The sequence below is a fragment of the Paraburkholderia sp. BGA-UO-ETr-F21 genome (genome assembly GCF_059567925.1).
Genome location: NZ_JCAQOY010000037.1, coordinates 831441 through 850513 on the forward strand (window position 1 = coordinate 831441; position 19073 = coordinate 850513).

The 19073-nt window shown below is 62.4% G+C and carries 16 protein-coding genes; 2 read left to right on the forward strand and 14 right to left on the reverse strand.

Features of this window, described 5'->3' with window-relative positions; translation table 11 throughout:
- Window positions 1-48: 48 nt before the first annotated feature.
- Window positions 49-258: a hypothetical protein gene (locus tag AC57B1_RS27400; RefSeq protein WP_091807236.1), complete on the forward strand. Its 210-nt coding sequence runs from the start codon at window positions 49-51 to the stop codon at window positions 256-258.
- A gap of 42 nt (window positions 259-300) precedes the next feature.
- Here the strand turns inward: AC57B1_RS27400 and AC57B1_RS27405 are convergent, their stop codons facing one another.
- The 3 genes from AC57B1_RS27405 to AC57B1_RS27415 all read right to left on the reverse strand — a co-directional run bounded on the left by AC57B1_RS27405 (window position 301) and on the right by AC57B1_RS27415 (window position 2121).
- Window positions 301-1161 (reverse strand): transposase, encoded by an 861-nt coding sequence (locus AC57B1_RS27405; RefSeq protein WP_496419231.1) that lies wholly within the window; start codon window positions 1159-1161, stop codon window positions 301-303.
- A gap of 50 nt (window positions 1162-1211) precedes the next feature.
- Window positions 1212-1520, reverse strand: coding sequence for a hypothetical protein (locus tag AC57B1_RS27410; RefSeq protein ID WP_408342510.1), 309 nt, complete (start codon window positions 1518-1520; stop codon window positions 1212-1214).
- Between the two features lie 367 nt (window positions 1521-1887).
- On the reverse strand, window positions 1888-2121 hold the full coding sequence (locus AC57B1_RS27415; RefSeq protein WP_496419232.1) for a flagellar transcriptional regulator FlhD: 234 nt from the start codon (window positions 2119-2121) through the stop codon (window positions 1888-1890).
- Between the two features lie 437 nt (window positions 2122-2558).
- Here AC57B1_RS27415 and galU point away from each other — a divergent pair, with 437 nt between their 5' ends.
- On the forward strand, window positions 2559-3440 hold the full coding sequence (galU, locus tag AC57B1_RS27420; RefSeq protein WP_496419333.1) for a UTP--glucose-1-phosphate uridylyltransferase GalU: 882 nt from the start codon (window positions 2559-2561) through the stop codon (window positions 3438-3440).
- A 116-nt stretch (window positions 3441-3556) separates the two neighbouring features.
- Here galU and AC57B1_RS27425 read toward each other — a convergent pair whose 3' ends face one another.
- The 11 genes from AC57B1_RS27425 to AC57B1_RS27475 all read right to left on the reverse strand — a co-directional run bounded on the left by AC57B1_RS27425 (window position 3557) and on the right by AC57B1_RS27475 (window position 18955).
- A complete protein-coding gene (locus tag AC57B1_RS27425) occupies window positions 3557-4747 on the reverse strand; it encodes a polysaccharide pyruvyl transferase family protein (protein ID WP_496419233.1) in 1191 nt (396 codons plus the stop codon).
- Window positions 4744-5907 (reverse strand): glycosyltransferase, encoded by a 1164-nt coding sequence (locus AC57B1_RS27430; RefSeq protein WP_496419234.1) that lies wholly within the window; start codon window positions 5905-5907, stop codon window positions 4744-4746. Before AC57B1_RS27430 ends, AC57B1_RS27425 begins: the two co-directional genes overlap by 4 nt.
- Before the next feature lie 6 nt (window positions 5908-5913).
- The gene (locus tag AC57B1_RS27435) at window positions 5914-6954 is read right to left on the reverse strand and encodes an EpsG family protein (RefSeq protein ID WP_496419235.1); all 1041 of its coding nucleotides are present in this window, start codon (window positions 6952-6954) and stop codon (window positions 5914-5916) included.
- Between the two features lie 49 nt (window positions 6955-7003).
- Window positions 7004-9157 (reverse strand): glycosyltransferase, encoded by a 2154-nt coding sequence (locus AC57B1_RS27440; RefSeq protein WP_496419236.1) that lies wholly within the window; start codon window positions 9155-9157, stop codon window positions 7004-7006.
- A complete protein-coding gene (locus AC57B1_RS27445; RefSeq protein WP_496419237.1) occupies window positions 9154-11415 on the reverse strand; it encodes a polysaccharide biosynthesis tyrosine autokinase in 2262 nt (753 codons plus the stop codon). The genes AC57B1_RS27440 and AC57B1_RS27445 overlap by 4 nt, the downstream gene beginning before the upstream one ends.
- Window positions 11412-11984 (reverse strand): arsenate reductase/protein-tyrosine-phosphatase family protein, encoded by a 573-nt coding sequence (locus tag AC57B1_RS27450; protein ID WP_496419238.1) that lies wholly within the window; start codon window positions 11982-11984, stop codon window positions 11412-11414. Before AC57B1_RS27450 ends, AC57B1_RS27445 begins: the two co-directional genes overlap by 4 nt.
- A complete protein-coding gene (locus tag AC57B1_RS27455; RefSeq protein WP_496419239.1) occupies window positions 11969-13624 on the reverse strand; it encodes a hypothetical protein in 1656 nt (551 codons plus the stop codon). Before AC57B1_RS27455 ends, AC57B1_RS27450 begins: the two co-directional genes overlap by 16 nt.
- Before the next feature lie 46 nt (window positions 13625-13670).
- Entirely contained in the window at window positions 13671-14795 is a 1125-nt protein-coding gene (locus AC57B1_RS27460; RefSeq protein ID WP_496419334.1) for a polysaccharide biosynthesis/export family protein, read from the reverse strand.
- Between the two features lie 112 nt (window positions 14796-14907).
- Window positions 14908-16296, reverse strand: a complete 1389-nt coding sequence (locus AC57B1_RS27465) for an undecaprenyl-phosphate glucose phosphotransferase (protein WP_496419240.1) — start codon at window positions 16294-16296, stop codon at window positions 14908-14910.
- A 50-nt stretch (window positions 16297-16346) separates the two neighbouring features.
- Window positions 16347-17366 (reverse strand): GlxA family transcriptional regulator, encoded by a 1020-nt coding sequence (locus AC57B1_RS27470; RefSeq protein ID WP_496419335.1) that lies wholly within the window; start codon window positions 17364-17366, stop codon window positions 16347-16349.
- Between the two features lie 599 nt (window positions 17367-17965).
- Entirely contained in the window at window positions 17966-18955 is a 990-nt protein-coding gene (locus AC57B1_RS27475) for a GlxA family transcriptional regulator (protein ID WP_496419336.1), read from the reverse strand.
- Window positions 18956-19073: the final 118 nt, after the last annotated feature.

Sequence of the window (19073 nt, forward strand, 5' to 3'; positions counted from 1 at the left end):
GAGCCGCTCGTCGGATGACATGAACGAGGCCGGACAAAGGAGTCATCGATGAACGCAGACAAACTGGGGACCTTGTCGGTGCACGAAGCGGCATTGCGCGCGTGGCTGAGCGAATGGTACGACCACGCCTTCGCGACGGGCTTCATCCGGCCGCCTTTCATACTCGACGACGCGACCGCATTGAGGCTCGAAGGTTACTTCGACGTGGGATTGACGCCCGCGGAGGGTGTCAAGGCGATTTTCGGCGTGGTGCATTGACTCGCCAGGGGCGCCGGAGCATCCGGCGCTTTCGGGAGCGGATCACCCCGAGCATTTTCTTTGTTGGCGAACATCGCTGTTCGATTCGACGGCGTCGTCGTCGCTTTCGCTGCTTTCGCCGCATTCCTCACCGATCCATCGCCGCCCCCATTCGAGCGCGTATTGCTGCGCCGTCTCGCGGTGTTCAAAGCTCGGACCGATCAGCCCGGAGCGTGCGACGCGCTTTTTATCACGCACGATCTCGGCCCATCCGCGGAAACGCGCATTGGGCAGCTGATCGGCGGAAACATGGATCACGTAGCCGCGCGGGTCGGATTCGGTCTGGCCTTTCGACGCGAGGGTCGTCCATGGCGAGGCGGGGCGCTGCATGGTGTGTGGGCGTGTCACCGGCGCGCACGATTCGGCGCACCCGGGTACGGGATCCCCTGCATTCAGGGAATTCGGGAGTTGCCGCGCAATATGTCTGAACGTATCGGCGGTATGGGACGACTGCCATGCCTCGCGCGGTGTTTGCCAGGACGCCTGCTCCCTCCAGAACACCCGGCGAAAACCATCTTCCCACGTCTCTCGATCGATGCGTCGCGATGAGGCATCGCGGCGCTCCAGTGTGAACTGCGGACCGCACCGGAACTTGCGTCCAGTGCTCGAAAGAATCCGGTACATCTGCGCCAGGGCGCCGCTCGAACGCCACGCCTCGAAGCGGTGCCGGCAGGTCGGCGCCGACGGATAGTGGCTCGGCAACATCGACCAGGATTCGCCGGTCGTCAGCACCCACACCACGGCGTTCGCCACGACGCGAACCTGCGCGCGTGGCCGGCCGCGCTGCCGGTGAGAAATGGGAGGGTCCGCGAGGAGGGGCGCGAGCAGCAGCCATTCTTCGTCACTGATTTCGTCGAAATGCACGCTGTCCTCCACACCATTGTTTTGGGCGAACCCGGGTGTCGGCGTTGCCGCTACAAACCGCTCGTCAGCCACGTTGGCAGTGACGACAGGATCAGCAGGTCCTCGACACAATCCGATAGTTCGCATACCTCCTGAAACGAGGCGTCGCTGGAATCGTGCGGATGTTGCCGTCTAAGCTCGCGTAGAGCGTTGCCAAGACGCCGGAGGGTGTCGGGCTCGCTGTTCATCATCGGCCAGCCTTGCAGCAGATACGTCAGCGGCGCGATGCTTCTGGTCTCGCACCACCGGTCAAAGAGGCATAAGCACATTGCGTTGATGTGCTCGATCGAATTTTCTCTCTCTGACAGATAGGGAACCATGGCAACACTCGGATGAAGGCAATTGACGTGCATTCATCCTATGCGGCCACTTTTCGCGGTGCAGTCAGGGGATCAAGAAAATGTGGGCGGTAGATGCTGAACTACGGGTCAGGGAATCCTTACTCGCTGGTCGTCCTTGTCAGAGCGACTGCTGCCCGGAGAAGCGGTTATCAGGCGTAGCTTCGAACCGAATCGTTTAAAGCCGGCCGATAAATCGGGACGCCTGTCCGACCCAATTCATCGATGCGGCTGGTATGGAGTCAACCACGGTGTGCATTGATTTGCCGATGAAATGCGCAACACCTGACCCGAACGAATGTCAGGGTTCGGAAGCCATATCATCGCGCGCTCGAGGCGCGCGCAGGCGTCACGCTCGGCGTGGCGCCGCGTCGAATCGGAATTGACAAATCAGTTCCGCGCTATCGGAGAGAACCTCGATTTCGGCCGGTGTCAGCGAACAGATCCTCGTTGCCATCGCGTCGGAGACGCCGAGCGCGCGTTTTGCCTGCTCTCTGTCTTCCTTCAGCATTCGCTGCGCGAGCAGCAGATACGATTGGTTGAATGCGGCGATTGCCTGCAGGCTGTCTGAATTCTTGGCCAATTGGATTTTTTCGTCCGGGAGAGTTGAATGGTTCGCCGCCGGTTATTTGGGCGGCAGACAGGCGACAGATTCCTTTTGTTAGTCTACTCATTGCGGTTTTCCCAATTCTGACAAAACCTTGATTCAATCCGCCTATATTGACAATCCGTCGAAATCTCTTGTAAGTGATCGCGCCGGAATATCGACGTGGTTATGCCGGCCAATCACATTGCTGTAGCGTTCCGTCATTTAATAAGCCTGATCAGACAAACGGTTACCCTGATCGTCTATTGAAAGACGATACTTGGTTTCGGGGTTCTCTGCTCTCGGTGAACCCTTTCAACCTCGGTTAAACCTGCTCGTCAGTGGATTTGGGCGGGCAGGTTCTTTTTTGCGATTCAGACACCCGGGAATGCCATATAAATGCCCGTTCATTCCACGCGCGAGATTCAAGTCCTATGCTTAAAGTAACGAAAGCCGTCTTTCCGGTTGCGGGGCTCGGTACCCGCTTTCTTCCGGCAACCAAAGCAAGCCCGAAAGAAATGCTGCCGATTGTAGATAAGCCGCTGATTCAGTACGCGGTCGAAGAAGCGATCGCGGCCGGGATCACTGAAATGATCTTCGTGACGGGACGCAGCAAACGGGCCATCGAGGATCATTTCGACAAGTCGTACGAGATCGAGGCCGAACTCGAAGCACGAGGAAAGGAGAAGCTCCTTTCGCTCGTACGCAGCATCAAGCCGAGCCATGTGGACTGTTTCTATGTTCGCCAGGCCGAAGCGCTGGGGTTGGGCCATGCGGTGTTGTGCGCGGAAAAGCTGGTCGGCGACAGTCCGTTTGCCGTCGTGCTGGCCGATGATTTATTGGACGGGAGGCCGCCTGTGTTGCGGCAGATGATCGACGTGTTCGATCATTACCATACCTCGGTGCTCGGTGTCGAAGAGATCGCGCCGGACGAGTCGAAGTCTTATGGCGTAATCGACGGCAAACAATGGGAAGAAGATATTTTCAAATTGTCGGGCATCGTCGAGAAGCCTGCGCCCGCGGACGCACCGTCCCGTTTCGGCGTAATCGGCCGCTATGTCCTCAAGCCGAGAATCTTCAAGCATCTACGCGCATTGCGGCCGGGCAGCGGCGGCGAGCTGCAACTTACCGATGCGATCCAGGCGCTACTCGCCGACGAACAGGTGCTGGCCTATCGGTATAGCGGAACGCGTTTCGATTGCGGAAGCAAGCTCGGCTACTTGAAGGCGACGGTGGAGTTCGCGCTGCGCCATCCCGAAGTGTCGTCGGACTTCAGCGAATATCTCGCGAGCCGCATGCCGGAGCTGCAGATTTAATCGATTCCGTGTGGCAGGCCTGTCAACGTGGGAACGGGGCAGGCCGCCGCTGTCTGCGGCAAAGTTAGTGACGCAGCGCGGGCCGCGTTCGCGACCTCACTGCATCGAGAGCGCGCTCAGCGCGCGCCAGATGGTGTTTCAACCCCGCTAATACCCGCGATGAACCGCGTGAACTGATCGAGGTGCCAATCGGCGTTCGAATAGCTTCTCTCGCGAGCGGTAGGCGAGAGAAGCGCGGTGACGTGCGCGATGCAGACCTCGTCGGACGGCTGCGGTTCCTTGGGCCCAGGCAGTCCGTTGTCCAGCAGGAATTCTGCGCACTTGCGTTGATAGCAGAACAGCAGGACCGGGACGTCGTACACGAAACTGACGATCGCGCCGTGCAGCTTAGAGGTGACGACGCACGCCGCAGCCGCCAGCAGATCGACCACCTCGGTAATCGAATCGCCGTATTGAAAGCGGCTTACCGCGATGTTCGAGGGCGAGAACAGGCGGGCAATGTCGCCCGTGACCGCAACGCTCTCGTCGTCCAGCGAGACGAACAGCACTTCGTCGACGAGGCGCCGGTTGTCGATGTCGGCGAGCACGGCCAGTACCGCATCCATGTATTGCCGCAGATGAATGGACACCACCAGCGTGCGCCGATCGTGCGGCCTGCGCTTCGGCGTGTAGAGTGCCGGCAGTGCGAATGCCAGATCCTTGAGGTTGGCGGGCGCCGAGCCTGTCGCGTCCGCAACCGCGCGAACCGAGGCTTCATCGCGAACCGCTATGCAGGGCAACGCCCTGAGTACGCCGGTAAACGCGTGGCGCCGCTCAGCTGTCGCGAACGGCCCGACCGACACGCCGATTGCCGCGACGGGCCTGTTGAACCACCGCCCCGCGTTGACGATCAGCTTCGCGAACGCGAGCGAAGCGTTGGCGCCGAATAAAGAGCCGCCGCCGAACACCGCTGCTCTCGCGCGCAATACGGCCGCCACATAGGTTACGGACCGGGCCGCCGCGCCCATTATCCCCGGACGGGTCCACAACGCTCTTGCGACCGGCAAATGGAACAAATGTGTCAATTCGTGCGCGGGCGATGCGCCGACAATCAGCGGGAGGATCCCCGGTGTCCTGATCGACATCGACTGCAGAAGGTAGCCGAAGAGATCATCGCCGAAATTGTGCCGTCCGTAGAAACCGAAGAACGCGATGCGCGTCTCGCGTCTCGCGGCAGCGCTTCTCCGCGCATGGCGGCGGACCGGAGCACGGCGTGCCGGCGAACTGGGTGCGACGCGCGGAGGGGTGCCGATTTCAGATGTATTCATTTCAGGACCTCATGGGAAAGCGCGTGCGTGACGGCCGGCAGACGGCGGTCTTGTATCGGCGTCAGCAAACGCCGGTAGACCCCCACATAAGAACGGAACAGCTGCGTGTCGCCGAAGCGGCTGCGCGCATGCGCGCTCGCGGCGGCCGCCATTCGTTGCCGTAGTGGCGCGTCGTCGATCAACTGGCGGGTATAGCGTTCGAGCTCTTCGTCATCGTTGGCGAGAAAGCCGGTCACGCCGTGAACGATCACGTCGCGGTTGCCCACGATGCGGCTGGCCACAGCGGGAAGTCCGGCCGCTTGCGCTTCGATCAGCGCGATCGGCATGCCCTCCCAAAGCGACGGCAAAACGAAGATGTCGCACTGCGAAAGCCGCCGGCGAAGTTCTGCGGCCGGAATCCAGCCGCTTACCTGAACCGTGTCGCGATCGATCCAGCGCTCGATCGCCTCGGATTCGCCGTCGCCGAACCATACGAAGCGGGCGTCCGGGCTGGACGAAAGCTGTTGCGCGAGCCGGGTAAAGCGCCAGGGCGCCTTCTGATAAGTGACGCGTGCCGATGTGCATACGACGATCCGTTCGCCGGCCGTTTTATCACCGTCGCTGTGGAATTCGTCGAGCTTCACTGCGTTCTCGACCAGACTGGTGCGCTCGGCGCGCAACAGCAGCATGCGTGCATAGCGCAATTCGCTCTTCGAACAGGCGACGATATGGCCGCCCGTTGCGTGCAGCATCCGTTCCACCAGCAGGAACAGTCTGATCTTGCGCGGCGAGATATCTTCTTTGAGAAAGGCGAAGCCGTGCGGCGAATAAATCGTGCGCGCGGTGATGCCGAGCAGGCGCGCCGCGATACGGCCCACGGCCGCGGCTTTCGACGAATGCAGATGAACGATGTCCGGGCGCTCGCGCAGCAGCGCGACGAGCAGCCGGAACACGCTGACGATGTCGTGAACGCCGATGCTGGTGCGCATGTCGACGACCTCGCGACGCACCCGCGGGTCGAACAGTTCGTTCAGCTTTGCGGCCGGCGGCGTGTCTTGCCGCATCGAATGCAGCACGAGGACCTCGTCGCCGGCGGCGGCCTGACGGTTGGCCAGCAGCGCGACGCAGTGCAGTACGCCGCCACCCAGTGCTTCCGTTACGTGTACGATTTTCTGTCGCATGATCGCTCACCCCAGTTCCTGAATTGATGGAGCCGCCTGATAAGGCAGAAACGGCGACTGTCCGCGTCCTTCTTCATCGGTCATGTTGTGGATGCGTCCGGCCAGTGCGATCAGTCCGATGACGAACAGGCAGGTCGCCAGATTGGTCCGCATGCGGCCGGTCGGCGGCGCAAACTGACGCCACAGCACGACCAGCATCAGATTCACGAGAATCAGCTGAAAACGGATGCCCGCATAAGTCACCTGGGTCATCCCGTATAGCACCGCCGCCAGCACGGCGCAGATCAGCCAGCCGATCGGCGGAATGGCGAATTGCCGCCGGTAGACGATCATCACGCCAAGCATCAGCATCTGGATCATCAGGAAGAGGAGTCCCGACGACGCGTTCGGCGCCGCGATGCCTGTGTAGAGGCTCGTCTTGTCGGCGAAGTAGTCTGGCATCACGAGCGAACCGCCGATGACGACAACCGCGACGCCGACGAACATCAGCGTGTGACCGCGGCGGGTGGTCGCGACGAATAGCAGGAACAACAGCGCCGAAGAGAAGTGCACGCAGGTGCCGAGCAACGCGTAGACGAAGTAGCGAAGCGGCTTCCTGTGCGGAGCCACACGCGTCGCAAGCAGAAAGATCGCCGACGCGAGACCGAAGCGCATCACGTTCATGGTCAGCTCGTAGAACATGCCCGGCATGAGGATCAGTCCACCAAACCAGATGCCGAAGCGGCTGCGGGAAATGGACCACAGCAACAACAGCGCGGTCGTCATCGAAATGCTGTTGACGACGAACCGCGGGTCGGGGTCGATCGACCAGAGGAGCCGCGCATACGCATTGAACAGCGGCTCGGCGCCGTAGCCGTTGCCTTGGCCGAGATCCGTAAACGCCTGGTAATACGCTGCGGTGTCGGTCCCGCTATGGCCACGCAACACGGCCAGCGCGACCATCGGCAGCGCGCAGGTCAGAACGACCGCGGGGTTGGTCCCGCCATAGGCGACGCACAGCGCCACGCCGAAATAGAAGATTGCGAGGGGAACGAGATAGTAAGTCATGTCGCACGCCCGGCCGTTTGCTGCGTTGCGATGGAGGTGAGGGCGTCGGTCACGCGAATCTCCGCGACACCACGCAGCGTCGAAAATATTTCATTGCACTCAGCAGCGAAAAACACAGCCATTCGACAGGGCTGATGACCTTGCGTCTGCGCAACTGCAGATAGTTATCCTGCTCGCCTTTCTGGATTTTCCAGAGTTGAGCGCTCAGGCCGGACCGCGCGCCGAATTGCGCCTTATAGATGTACGAAAGCGGCGTCGGGAACAAATAAGCGTTGCCGCGATCGACTAGAACGACTTCGAGCAACATGAAGTAGTCCTCGGCATGACGTTTGGTTTCGTCGAAGCGGGCGCCGACGTCCGCGCGCATCAGAATGCTGGAAGGCGTGAAGCGATTCGAGAACAGCACGCGCCGGCGCGACATGCGGCGTGGCGCGCCGACGGGCGGCAATGGTTGCGATTGGGCCCGTTCGCCGGCGTCGAGTTGCGCGACCGGGTGGCCGGTGATCGTCGCCTCGGGACGCGCGCGCATCCATCCGTACTGGATCTCCATCTTCGCGGGATGCCAGCTGTCGTCCGAGTCGAGAAAGGCAATGTAGGGCTGTCCCGCCGCGCCCCATGCGGCATTGCGTGCGGCGCCGGGCCCCGCATTGCGGGGCTGTAGCAGGATGTGAATCCAGCCGGGCGGATACGTCCGCGCGAGCTCGCCGAGCAGCTCACGGGTGCCGTCCGTGCTGCAATCGTCGACCAGGATCAGCTCTTTGGGGCGGCACGTTTGCAGGAACACGGACTGGACCGCGCGCTCGATCGTATCGCGGCAGTTGAAGCATGGAACGATCGCGCAGACCGGAATCATTCTGGCGACGCTGGACGAGGACGCGTCGATGGGTGGCTGAATCGCGGCAGCGGGCGCCGCTTCATGCCGTGCGCCGGCGAGGAAGTGGCGGGCGCACAGCACGGACAGCGCGGCCCACACGACTTCGCCTGCGACGGAAGCAAGCGCGGCGCCGACGATACCCGCCACCGACACGCCGATCACGCTGGCAATCACGCTAACCAGCAGGGCGGCGAACGCGCAGCGGTTGCGCACGCGAATCAGATTGCGGGTCGTCATCACCGAGGAAGCGCAGACCGTCAGAAACCTGAAGGGTGTGCTGAACGTCATGAGGACGACCACGCGGACCGATTGCTCGTATTGGCGGCCGAACACCACGGGGATCACGAACGGCGCGAGCACTGCCGCGACAAGCGCCAGTAAGGTGCCCGAGGCGAACATCCATTTGCTGCCGTCGCGGTACATGCGTTCGAGTCGTTCGTCGCCCGAAGCAGCCCAGCGGTGCAGACGCGGCATCAGCAGTTTCTGGAACAGCACGGTCGGCAACAGATAGAGCGCCGTCAGCATGGTTACCGCGACGCTATACACGCCGACGTCCTGCGGCATACCGAGGTGCGCGACAATCACCAGCCCGCTTTGTCCGTATGCGTAGAAAAGCAGACTCGACATGCCGAACGGCAGGGCGTTGCGCCAGAGTTCATGCGTCGATGGCGTCGGCAATCCGGCGTGTGCGACGTACGCGGCAGATTGCGGTCCGTGGCCGACCAGTTCCACCGCGCCGCGCCGCAGCGCGGAGACCGACCGCCAGGCGCCGAGCGTCACGACCGCGCCGATGCAGCCGAAGCCGAGCGCGATCGCTTCGCTGTTCGTCGCGAGCTTCCAGCAGGTCAGCACCAAGGCGAGACGGGCTGCATGCTGCAATGCCTGCCACAGCGCAACCCGTCCAAACCGCTCTTCGAGTTGCAGTTTCGCCGAGGCCATTTCGATTGCGCACTGTGTCAGGATCACCGGCAGCATCAGCAGCAGCAACTGGCTGGTGCGCGCGTCGGCTGTGCCGATCCAAGCCCACAGCACGGCGGCGACGACGCACAGCGCGGCGCTGCGTGCTATGAAACGCACCGACGCCTCCATCCAGCGCCATGCCGCCCAGCCTTCGGTGCCGTAGGCTTTCAGCCAGAACGAAGGCACGCCGAAGCCGACCGCCGGCGCGATGATTGTCACGACGGCGAGCGCGGCGGCGAGCCGTCCATATTCCGCCGGCGCGAGGGACCGCGCGAGGCTGGCCTGCACGGCGAAGGCCAGCCCGGCTGAACCCAGTGCGCTGATGGACAGTAGGGATGCCGCCCAAGCGTCGCGGCTTCGCTGCGTCATGGCGCCACCTCGTCCATCACAGGACGGGGTTCTTCGTTTCGGGAGCGCGTATAGCGATAGCTGCCGTAGGTCGTGCCGTAGCGGAAACGTCCGGCGTGCCGGTCGATTCCGTTGAGCACCACGCCTTTCACGTCGACGCCGACCTGGCGCAGGCGGCGCGCGCATTCTTCGAGTTCCGCCGGCTTCGTGATGGAGGCGCGCGCCACCAGGAACACATTGCCGCTGGAATAGGGCGCGAGAATCGCTGCGTCGGGTACGGGCAGCAGCGGCGCGGTGTCGACGATCACCACGTCGTATCGGGCGGCGAGCCTCCCGAAGAGTCCGGCCACGCCCGCACCGCTAAGATGGTCGGCGGCGTTGGGCGGCATCGACCCGCTTGGCAGGAAGTCGAGCGTCGAGCGCTCGACTTTGCGGATCGACGCGTCGAGCTCGCTGGCTCCGGCGATCACGTCGGCGAGACCGACCGCCGAGTGGCAGCCATATGCACGGCTCAGTCCGCTGCGCCGCAGGTCGCCGTCGATCAACAGCACGCGTTTGCCGGTCCGCGCGAGCACCGCGGCCACGTTCGACGCGATGAACGATTTGCCGATATTGGGTGAAGGCCCGGTAAACATCACGACGTTGTTGCCGGAATCGGACAGCGAGAACTGCAACGCCGTACGCAGACTGCGCAAGCTCTCGATCGCCGGGTCGGCCGGATCGACGAACGCCAGCGGGCGGCGCGCCGGCGTTTTGCGCCGCAGAAAGCCGGACCACATGAAACCGCGCCGCTTCGCCATCGGCACGACCGAGAACACGCTGAGATCGGTCTGTTCTTCGATCTCGTGCGAATCCGAAATGCCGCGGAACAGCAAATCGCGGATGAACGCGGCGGCGGCGGCCGCGAACAGCGCGAGCACCACCACGACGACGCACAGCACGGGGCGCCACAACCGGATTGGCTGATCGGGCAACAGCGCGTTATCGAGCACGCGGACGTTGCCGATCCGGCCCACTTCGAGAATCTGCAACTGCTCGATGTTGTTCAGCAAGCCGACATACAGATCGTTGCTGATCTTAACGTCGCGTTGCGCCGTCACCACCTGACGCTGGATCTCCGGAAGGCGATCGATGCGCTGGTTGAAGCCGGCCGATTGCGACTGAAGCACCTTGATCTGGTGATCGAGCGCGACCACCGTCGGATTCGTCGGCTCGAAGCGGATCAATGCTTCAGCGCGTTTTTGCAGCAGCGTGCTGGTCAGTGTTTCGTTGTCGGCTGACTGTTGCAGGAGCGCGCGCGCCTCGCCGTCGAGATCCACCGATCCCAGCTTGCTGCGCACCATGGCATACGCGCTTTCCGCAGTATCGAGCTTCTGGCGCAAGTCGGGCACCTGGCCGCGCAGAAAGGTCAGCGAACGCGCGGCCTGTTCCGCCTTACGGTCTTCGTTCTGACCGACATAGTGGCGCGCGATATCGTTGAGAATCGCGGTGATCAGCACCGGATCGCTGCCGCGCAGCTTGACCTGCAAAACGTTGGAGTCTTTGCCGAGCTCGCTGATCGACAGGCTGCGCTGCAGCTTGTCGATCGTTTCCAGGCGCGATTGTCGGGTGAGCCTGAAGCGCGCGCCGGGTATCGCGTGGATCGCGCCGACCTGCAGCGTAATGGGGCCGTCGTCGCTGACGAAGGTCTCGGTCCTGCCGACCCGTCCCACGACGCCCTGTTCGATGCCGGCGCCGGAAAGCCGGTAGGTGCTGGCGTCCAGAACCGTCAGGCGATATTGTTCTCCCTCGAAGCCGACGGGCACGTCGAAGCGCTCGACGCGGGCGCTCTCGTCGCCCCACGTGTAGCCGCCCATACCGAGAAAGCCGGGACGGGACAGCCCCTTGCTGGAGCGCGCGATAGCGCGGCCGATCAGCGGGAAGCGAGCCGGCTCCAGGTCGATGTCGAGGCGCAGATTATCGACTGCCGAAGCCACGACGAGCCGAGACTGCAGGACCTGCATTTCCGTATCCGCAGACGACTTGACGTCGAGCATCGACGACAGATCCTGACCCAGCAGAGACGACGCGGTGGTGGCGGCAGAGCCCTCGTCGACCTGCGTGATGATGTTGACCTGATACTGCGGGTCCGACAACAGGGCCGCCGCGATCCCGAGAGCCGACACGGTGCCGAAAATCCACAGCATCATGTGCCGGTACAGCATGAACACATCGAGCATGGCCGCGAGATTGAACTCCTTTTCGGCGGTGGCTTCGTATGGCATATTCGACGCGTTCACTTAGCACCTCCGTCGACGCAGAGTGCTTCGGAACGGGCACGGCCGCCCACTGGTCCGTTCAGGTCCGTCAGCCGTTTGACCCAGTGATCGATGCCGGTCAGCAAGGCTGCGCGACAGGTGCGGAACTCGGAGAGCGGCATGCCCATCGGATCGTCGATATCCGTGTCGTCGAAGTCGCGCAGCGGGAAGATGCGGCCGCGCATCAACGGATATAGCGAGTGCAGGCTGCGGGTCTGCGCGGCGGTCATGGTCAGTATCAGATCCGCGTCGTTCGCGAGCTGTCGGGTCAACTGCACGGCGCGGTGTGCGCGGATGTCGATGCGCACTTCGGCAAGCGCCGCGACGGCCTCTTTCGCGGCGGGTTGCCCCACCTCGGCAGCGAGGCCGGCGGAGCCGACGCGTAGGCCGTCGCTGCGTTGCTGAAGAAGAGCCGCAGCCATTGGGCTGCGGCAAAGGTTTCCGTGGCAAACCATGAGAACGTTGGAAATCATCTGGTCTTGGTTTCTTTGTGTTGAGACGTTGCGGACTCGAACCCGGCGCGGTGGAGCGGACTTCATGACGAGCGCCATACCGCCAGTTCGCTTAACTCAAGCGTCCCCGTCCAGTCGATGAAACTCATCTTGAGCGTGGCCTGAACGGCGCCAGCGGGAACAGTGGCTTGTGCGCCAGCAAGCGCGTTAGCCGGGCTTTGCGATTCGCTGATGCCGAGCGGAACGCCCCCCGCCGCGTAGAACTGGAAGGTGAATGCCGTGCGGCCTTTGTTGGCCGCCGTGGTCGCCGTGCAGGCAGCGAGCACGGTGTCACCCGGGTTCACCGGGAAAGGAGTTCGCGTGGTCAGTGAGAACGGCTCGTCGTCCCGATCCGCCGCCAGCCGCAATAGCTGTTGCGATCGGGTCGATGCGCCGTTTCCCGCCATGGTGTTGAGCGTGACAAGTTCGCCGGTGGCTCGCGCAGCGGCTGTGGACGACAGGGTCCAGTGCGTCAGCGCGCTCACCGGCGTGCCGGGACCATCCAGCGTGAAGCGGCTGTCGGCATTGATCACGGCGCCCCGCCATGGCAGTGCCGGAACCTTCTGGAAGCTCATCGCGCTGAGCGCTTCAACCGGCACTTCGTCGCTGATCAAGGGCGTTAGCGAGCCTTGTTGCGGCGACTCGAAACGCCACTCGAGCCCGGACGCCGCGAACTTCGCTGTACCGGCGACCAGTTGACGAGGTGCATTGTCGAGGTCCTTGCGCTTCCAGTGCCTCGGCAAGACGATCGAATCGCGGAACACGGTGCGCAGATGCTTGCCCGCGTCGGTCGCATCGACCAGCAGTCCGTCGATCCCCTCGATGTGGCAGTGGTTGAACGCCACCGTACCGAAACGGGCGTGCTTGCCGAAATACACGACGTCTCCGTTGAAATCGAACGAGCAGGCGTCGAAGACGAAGTCCATGCTGTCCGAGTCGATGTCGAGCGCGCGTGCGGACCCCGCAAACGTGCAATCGATGAAGGTCATTCGTTCGCCGCTGTTCACGCTTCTACCGACACCGGGCGCCACGCGGATGGCAGCCTCTCGGTTCTGTTCGAAGCGCGAAGAGAACCACGCCGTGAGGTAGGTGTTGAGCGGATCGATCCGCAGCGCGCTACCCCAGCCGGTGACTACGACATTGCGGCCGCCCGCGTCTCTCACGGCGCCGGGAAAGCCGGGCTGGCGGTTGCCCAGCACGATGCCGGATCCTTCCGCCCGCGCTTTGCCGGGTCCGAGTATCGAGATCGTGCCGCCGGTGCCGTCGAGGAACGGTGAACGGTCACCGGGGAAACGCAACTCCGTGGCAGGCAGCGTGGTTTCGTTTCTGCATGTCAGACCGTCCCAGCCCACCGGCATTTGCGAGAAGTCGAGCAGAACGCCGCCTACCGAGCACAACTTGATCCACGGCGCGGTGTCGAGCGTCTGCGTGAGCACGTATCGGCCGGCGGGGATCAGCAACGATGGCAGACAGGACGTGTCGCGCGCGCGCAATGCGAGATTACGGGCGTAGTCGATCGCGCGCTGGAACGTGCCCGTGTCGTCGCTCGCGCCTTTGCCTTTGGCGGCGAAGTCGCCGAGCCAGCGAAAGCCGTTCGGGGCCGGGTTGTCTACAGATTCGCCCCAGCCGCGCGAAACGGCGCCTGAGCCAAGAAACGCGATGCCGGCGGACAGACCAATGGCGGAGCGGCGATTTACCATGGCATCACCGTCGCGCGCCGGTTGGGAAGGAATCGCGAACTCGTGGTCATTTCGTCACCAGCCCCGCGGTCAGGCCCGCGTTGATGGCGGGAAGCAGAAGACTCAGCACACGGCTGAAGCGGACCAGCCCGTTGCCGTCGACATAGACGACGTCCTTCGGTTGCAGTTCGAACCGGTTGGCGAGGATCATCGAAACGGGCGACGCGGCGTCGAGGTGAAACACGCGTGCGTCCTTGCCGAGCCCGCGGATCACGTACAGTTGCGCTGCGTCCGCGGTCGCCGAGTTGATGCTGCCCGCCTGCGAAAGTGCGTCGCTCAGCGTCAGTTGACCGCTCCGAAGCGGCAGCGCGGTAACGGGCTTGGTGACCTCGCCCAGCACGAACACGCCGTTTTCTTCCCGGGCTGACACACGTATCAGATCGCCGGGACGCAGCATAATGGTCGACGGATTCAAGCCGCGTTGCAGCATGCCCGTGAAGTTGATGTCGTACGAACGGCTGTTGCGGGTCAGCGTAATGCGGCTCTGGTCCGCCGCGGAACTGAAGCCGCCCGCGTGACTGATCGCGTCGTACAGCGTGGTCGGGATATCGTTGATGGATTGCGCTCCCGGCGTGCGGACTTCGCCGTCAACATACACCTGCTTCGCGCGAAATGACGCAATGCGCACCGTCACCTGCGGGTCGTGGAACGACTTACCCAGTTCCGTCGCGAGCTTGCGTTGTACCTCATCGACCTTCATGCCCTCGACATGAATATTGCCGACGAACGGAAACTGTAGATAACCGGCGTCGTCGACGACAAACCCTGGCGGCGGGTCATACGTGCGGGCGTTCGCGGGCGGCTGGGCACCGAGCGCTGCGGCCAGTTCCGGATGATCCCAGACAGTGATCTGCAAGACATCCCCGCCGCCGATCGTATAGGCATGACTGCGACCGAGCAGGGCGCTCGCGCTGGCATCGTCACGACGTTCGGCTTCGTTTCTGATTACATCGATCGACGACAAGGTCACTTCGGTCATCGGCACCGGCAACTGTTCTGCCGGTGCCTGTTCAGTCGCACTGGTCATCGGCAAACTGGGTGCCTTCTGCATCTTCATGCCGGGCGCTATCGTGCAGGCGGACAGGGCGAGTTGGAGCGCCGCGATCCATGCCAGCCGGCTCATGGAAAACATCTTGATACCGCGGCGACGCAGCGCGTTGGACCTGACTTTCAATTGCTTCACTCCGATTCCTTTGATTGGGCTCGCCGACCTCCTTCTCGCGGTCCACGGCTCCACGTGATGATTAGTAGGCCTGTTTGCCGAAGAACCCGCGAACGACGGTGCGCAGCACGATCTTGATATCCATCCAGAACGAGCGATGGCGCAGGTAATACAGGTCGTATTCGACACGTCCGGCCATCTTCTCCAGCGCGTCCGTCTCGCCGCGGAAGCCGTTGATCTGTGCCCATCCTGTAATGCCAGGTTTGATCCGGTAGCGGTCCAGGTAGCCGGAGATCAACGGCTCGTAAAGATCGTCGTGCTCGAGCGCGTGTGGACGGGGACCGACAATCGACATTTCGCCGCGCAGCACATTGATGAATTGCGGCAATTCGTCGAGACTCGTGCGGCGCAGGAAGCGACCCACTTGCGTGATGCGACAGTCGTTGCGGGTTGCCTGACGCACCACGCCACGCTCTTCCGAATGAACCCGCATCGAACGAAACTTGTAGATCCAGAAGGGGCGACCCTTCAGACCCTTGCGGCGCTGCCGGAAAAAGACCGGCCCCGGCGACGACAGCTTGATTGCGATCGCAATCACGACGAACAGCGGGGCAAGTCCGATGAGCGCGGCAAGTGCGAACGTCCTGTCAAAAATTTCCTTACCGGTCATTGTTTCGCCGGAAATGGCAGACGGCGACAGACTGAGCGATGGGATGTCGAGGGTGTCGAGCGATGCGACGCCGGCATACAGGCCAAGCGGCATGAAGTCGGGCATGAGCCGTATTTCCACCAGCGTGCTCTTCAGCACTTCGATGCAATGGGCCGCCGCTGCGTGCGCGGATAACGGCAACGCAAGCCACACTTCGTGTACCCCGCCGGACCCCGCCAGTGCCGCGAGGCGAGCGAGTTCCATGTCGCGATGCTTGCTGGCGTCCGCGCCGGCACCGGTGCGTCCGTCGGAGCCGTGCAACTCGACCACATCCGCGACCCGGAAATTCCTCTGATGGCTGGAGTCGACCTTCGCGACGATCTGCTTCAGGTATTCGCCGTGGCCCACGACCACGACATTGCGCACATGCAGCCTGAAACTGTGCAGCGGGAACTGCAACTCGGAAGCGGCCAGCCGCCACGACGCGATCAGTACCGCGCCGATACCCGTCCACCATGCGACCCACGAAACCAGCGCGGTTTCCTGCCGGTGCATCGACAGCAGAAGCAGCAGGCCGGCGAACTGCAAGGCGAGCCATGCCGGAAGCAGTCTCGTGTATAGACGCTGTAGCGCCCGAGCCGGCGCTACAGCGTAAATGCCGAGCGCTGGCAACAAGGCGGTTGACGATATCAGGATCACAATGGCAAACAGCAATTGCAGTGGTCTGTTTTCCGGGCCCCGCACAGCGGCGATATGGGCCGATACGACAGCGGCGAGCGCAATGCACCCGGTATCGACAAGGCGGGCGACAGCTTGTTTCATGAGAATCTCCGTGGAGGCGGGGAGTGAGCGGTCCCGCGATTTCTCTATCTTTACGAAGCGGGGCGGCGCATCCGCCTGACCGCGTCCGGTTGGGGCGAATCGTTATCCGCGAGGCGGTTGCGTTCGATCGTTCGATACTCCGTCGGTGAAATCGACAGATGCTGGCGGAACAGCTTCGCGAGCCGATCGCCGCTGCCGAGTCCCGTGCGTCGCGCAATCTTGTCTGCTGGCAGGTCCGTGTCCACCAACATATGGCAGGCTTTTTCAAGGCGCACTCGCAGGACGAACTCTGTCGGCGTCACGCCGATCTCCTGCTTGAAGCGGCGCAGGAAATTGCGCTCGCTCATCGCGACGCGCTGAGCAGCTTCCGCAATCGACACGCGGTTCTCACTGTTGACGCGCAGGTGATGCGCCGACGATCGAATGAGGTCGCTGGCGCGTGCTTCGCGCGAATCGAAGACCGATTGGGTGAACCGCTTCGGCGTGGCGAGCAGCAGGTCGTGCGCGACTTGGCTGGCTGTCTCGTAGCCGCAATCACGCTTGACCACGGACAGCGCGCTGGTCAGCGCGCCCCCTGCGTCGGTATCCATGCCAGCCGTTTTCGTGGCGGATAGTGCAATCTGCGGCATCGACAGGCCGGCCATTTCCGTCGGCGCGACGTCCTTCGGCTCGAGTCCGGCCATTTCGAGCGCGCCGTGACCCCCGCCGATGCCTTGAACCACCTGCGCGTGCGGATAGGTATTGCGCAGCCAGGAGAGCAGCCGTTCGTCGTTTGCGGCAGGTAAAGCCGTGGCGCTGCCGAGCGCGAACAGCGCATGCACGTCCTTGGCGTAATGCGCGTCGACCGCGTCGGTCCAGATCAACACGCCCGACGACGAGCGGATGGCACCGCCGCTCGCGGACAGCAACTCCAATTCGTAGTAGTTGTGCACTGCGTTCTCAGGATCGCGAAGACGGTTCGCAAGACTGAATGTCTCGGCCAGCCGCCCCATGTGAATCAGCGAAAATCCTTCGAAAAGGAGAATCACAACCTGTCTGCGACGGCGTGCCAAGCCGATGCTGCGGCTCATCATGAAATGAATTGATTTCCTCGTTATATCAGTCGCATATTCCATACCGCTGGCCCCCGGCACTATTATGGAAATTAGGTTTTCTGCAGTGCATCATATTCGCGGGAAGCTTTGATCAGATGAAAGCGTCTGATTCAACCACGTTCTTGTCTGAATCGATCAAGAAGGGCTAAGCGGAAATTTGCCGGGCTGGAATGTAACCACTGCCGCGGGGCAGCGCGGGGCATTCCCGAACGCCTTTTTGTGCCGGGGGGAGTGAATACAGCTGGAGAGCTCGCTATGTGAAAAGGCGTACTCGATGAAAACGGATTTCCGTTTCAATGACGCTCGCTTACCCGACTCAATTAAATGAATTGGCGGTCGAAAAGAGCATTGGCATAAGTTACCAATCTTTTCAAAGAAAATTTATGGAGCATTGACGCGCGACGGAGCGTGTGCCGCAGATCGACGCGGCTCGCGCGCGACGCCTAAAGCAATCGCGAGCGCAGGCGGCTTCTCTATCGGTCTCGGATTCGCGGCGCCGCGGGTCTCTCGTCAAATTGAATTGCAGCAGATAGCTGCGGCCCCTGTAGGGCCAGTCGGACAGCGCGCTGGCGTGGTTACTCTGGGCAGAAGACTTCTTGGGTCTGACGGTAGTCGGTGGGCGTGGTCGACAGATACTTTCTGAACAGCTTGGATAACTGACCGCCGCTGCCGATCCCGCAGCGCCGCGCTATCTTGTCGATGGGTAAACGCGACTCTACGAGCATCCGGCAACTGAGGTTCAGACGCGCACGAAGCAGATAGTCGGAAGGCGTCATGCCAATCTCGTTTCTGAAGCGCCGCAAGAAGTTGCGCTCGCTCATGGCCGCGAGGCGCGCCGCGTCGTCGATCGAGATCGGACGATCTATGTTGGCCTCCAGCCAACGGGCCGAGGCCATGATTTTTTCGCTCACATTGGGCGCCGAGCTGCGGGCTATGGAGGCACTGAACGGCGTTTCCTGTTGGGGTGCGATGGAATCGGCCACCTGGCGAGCCAGCTCCGGCCCAAGGTCTCGTTCGATCGTGCGCAATGCCACGCTCACGGCCGTCGGCGCCACGCGCCGCGACCCCGCGGGCGCCGTGTCGGATACTTCTGTGCCGCCGCGCAGCGGCGAACCGTAACGGCTGGAAAGCCCTGCTGCCTCCAGCAACAACTCACCCTCGGCAACGGGATGGACGATTTCGCTGAGTGGATGGCGGTGACGCAACCAGTTGCGCAGGCGTTCATCGATGCACGCGTGTTGTGCGCCCGCGCCGCCGGCGATGAACACGACGTGCGTGTCGTTCGTGCCCCTGTATGCGTCGACGCTCTCGGTCCAGACGAACACCGACGACGAACTCGCAATGCGGCCGCCCGCGGCGGAAAGCAGCGAGACGTCATAACGTGCACGGCCCCAGCGTTTCGACGCGGCGAGTGCGTTCGCCTTGTGGAAGATTTCAATGAGCGCCGCGACCTTCGGCAGCGCAAAGTCATTGAACAGCGCGATATCGACGCGAGTCAGCGCGCCTGTTTGCGGCGGCAGGGCGCTTTGCCTCGAGCTACGCGGCTCAGTTTCTAACAGCTCCATTTGGTTTTTCCCCGGAATGTTGTGGCCAACAAAGGCGTTCTCTCGACACCCTGTCATATCTGTTTGTCGGCGTATGTTATGCAAATGATACTGACGCCATTATTGTATTGCCGATTCC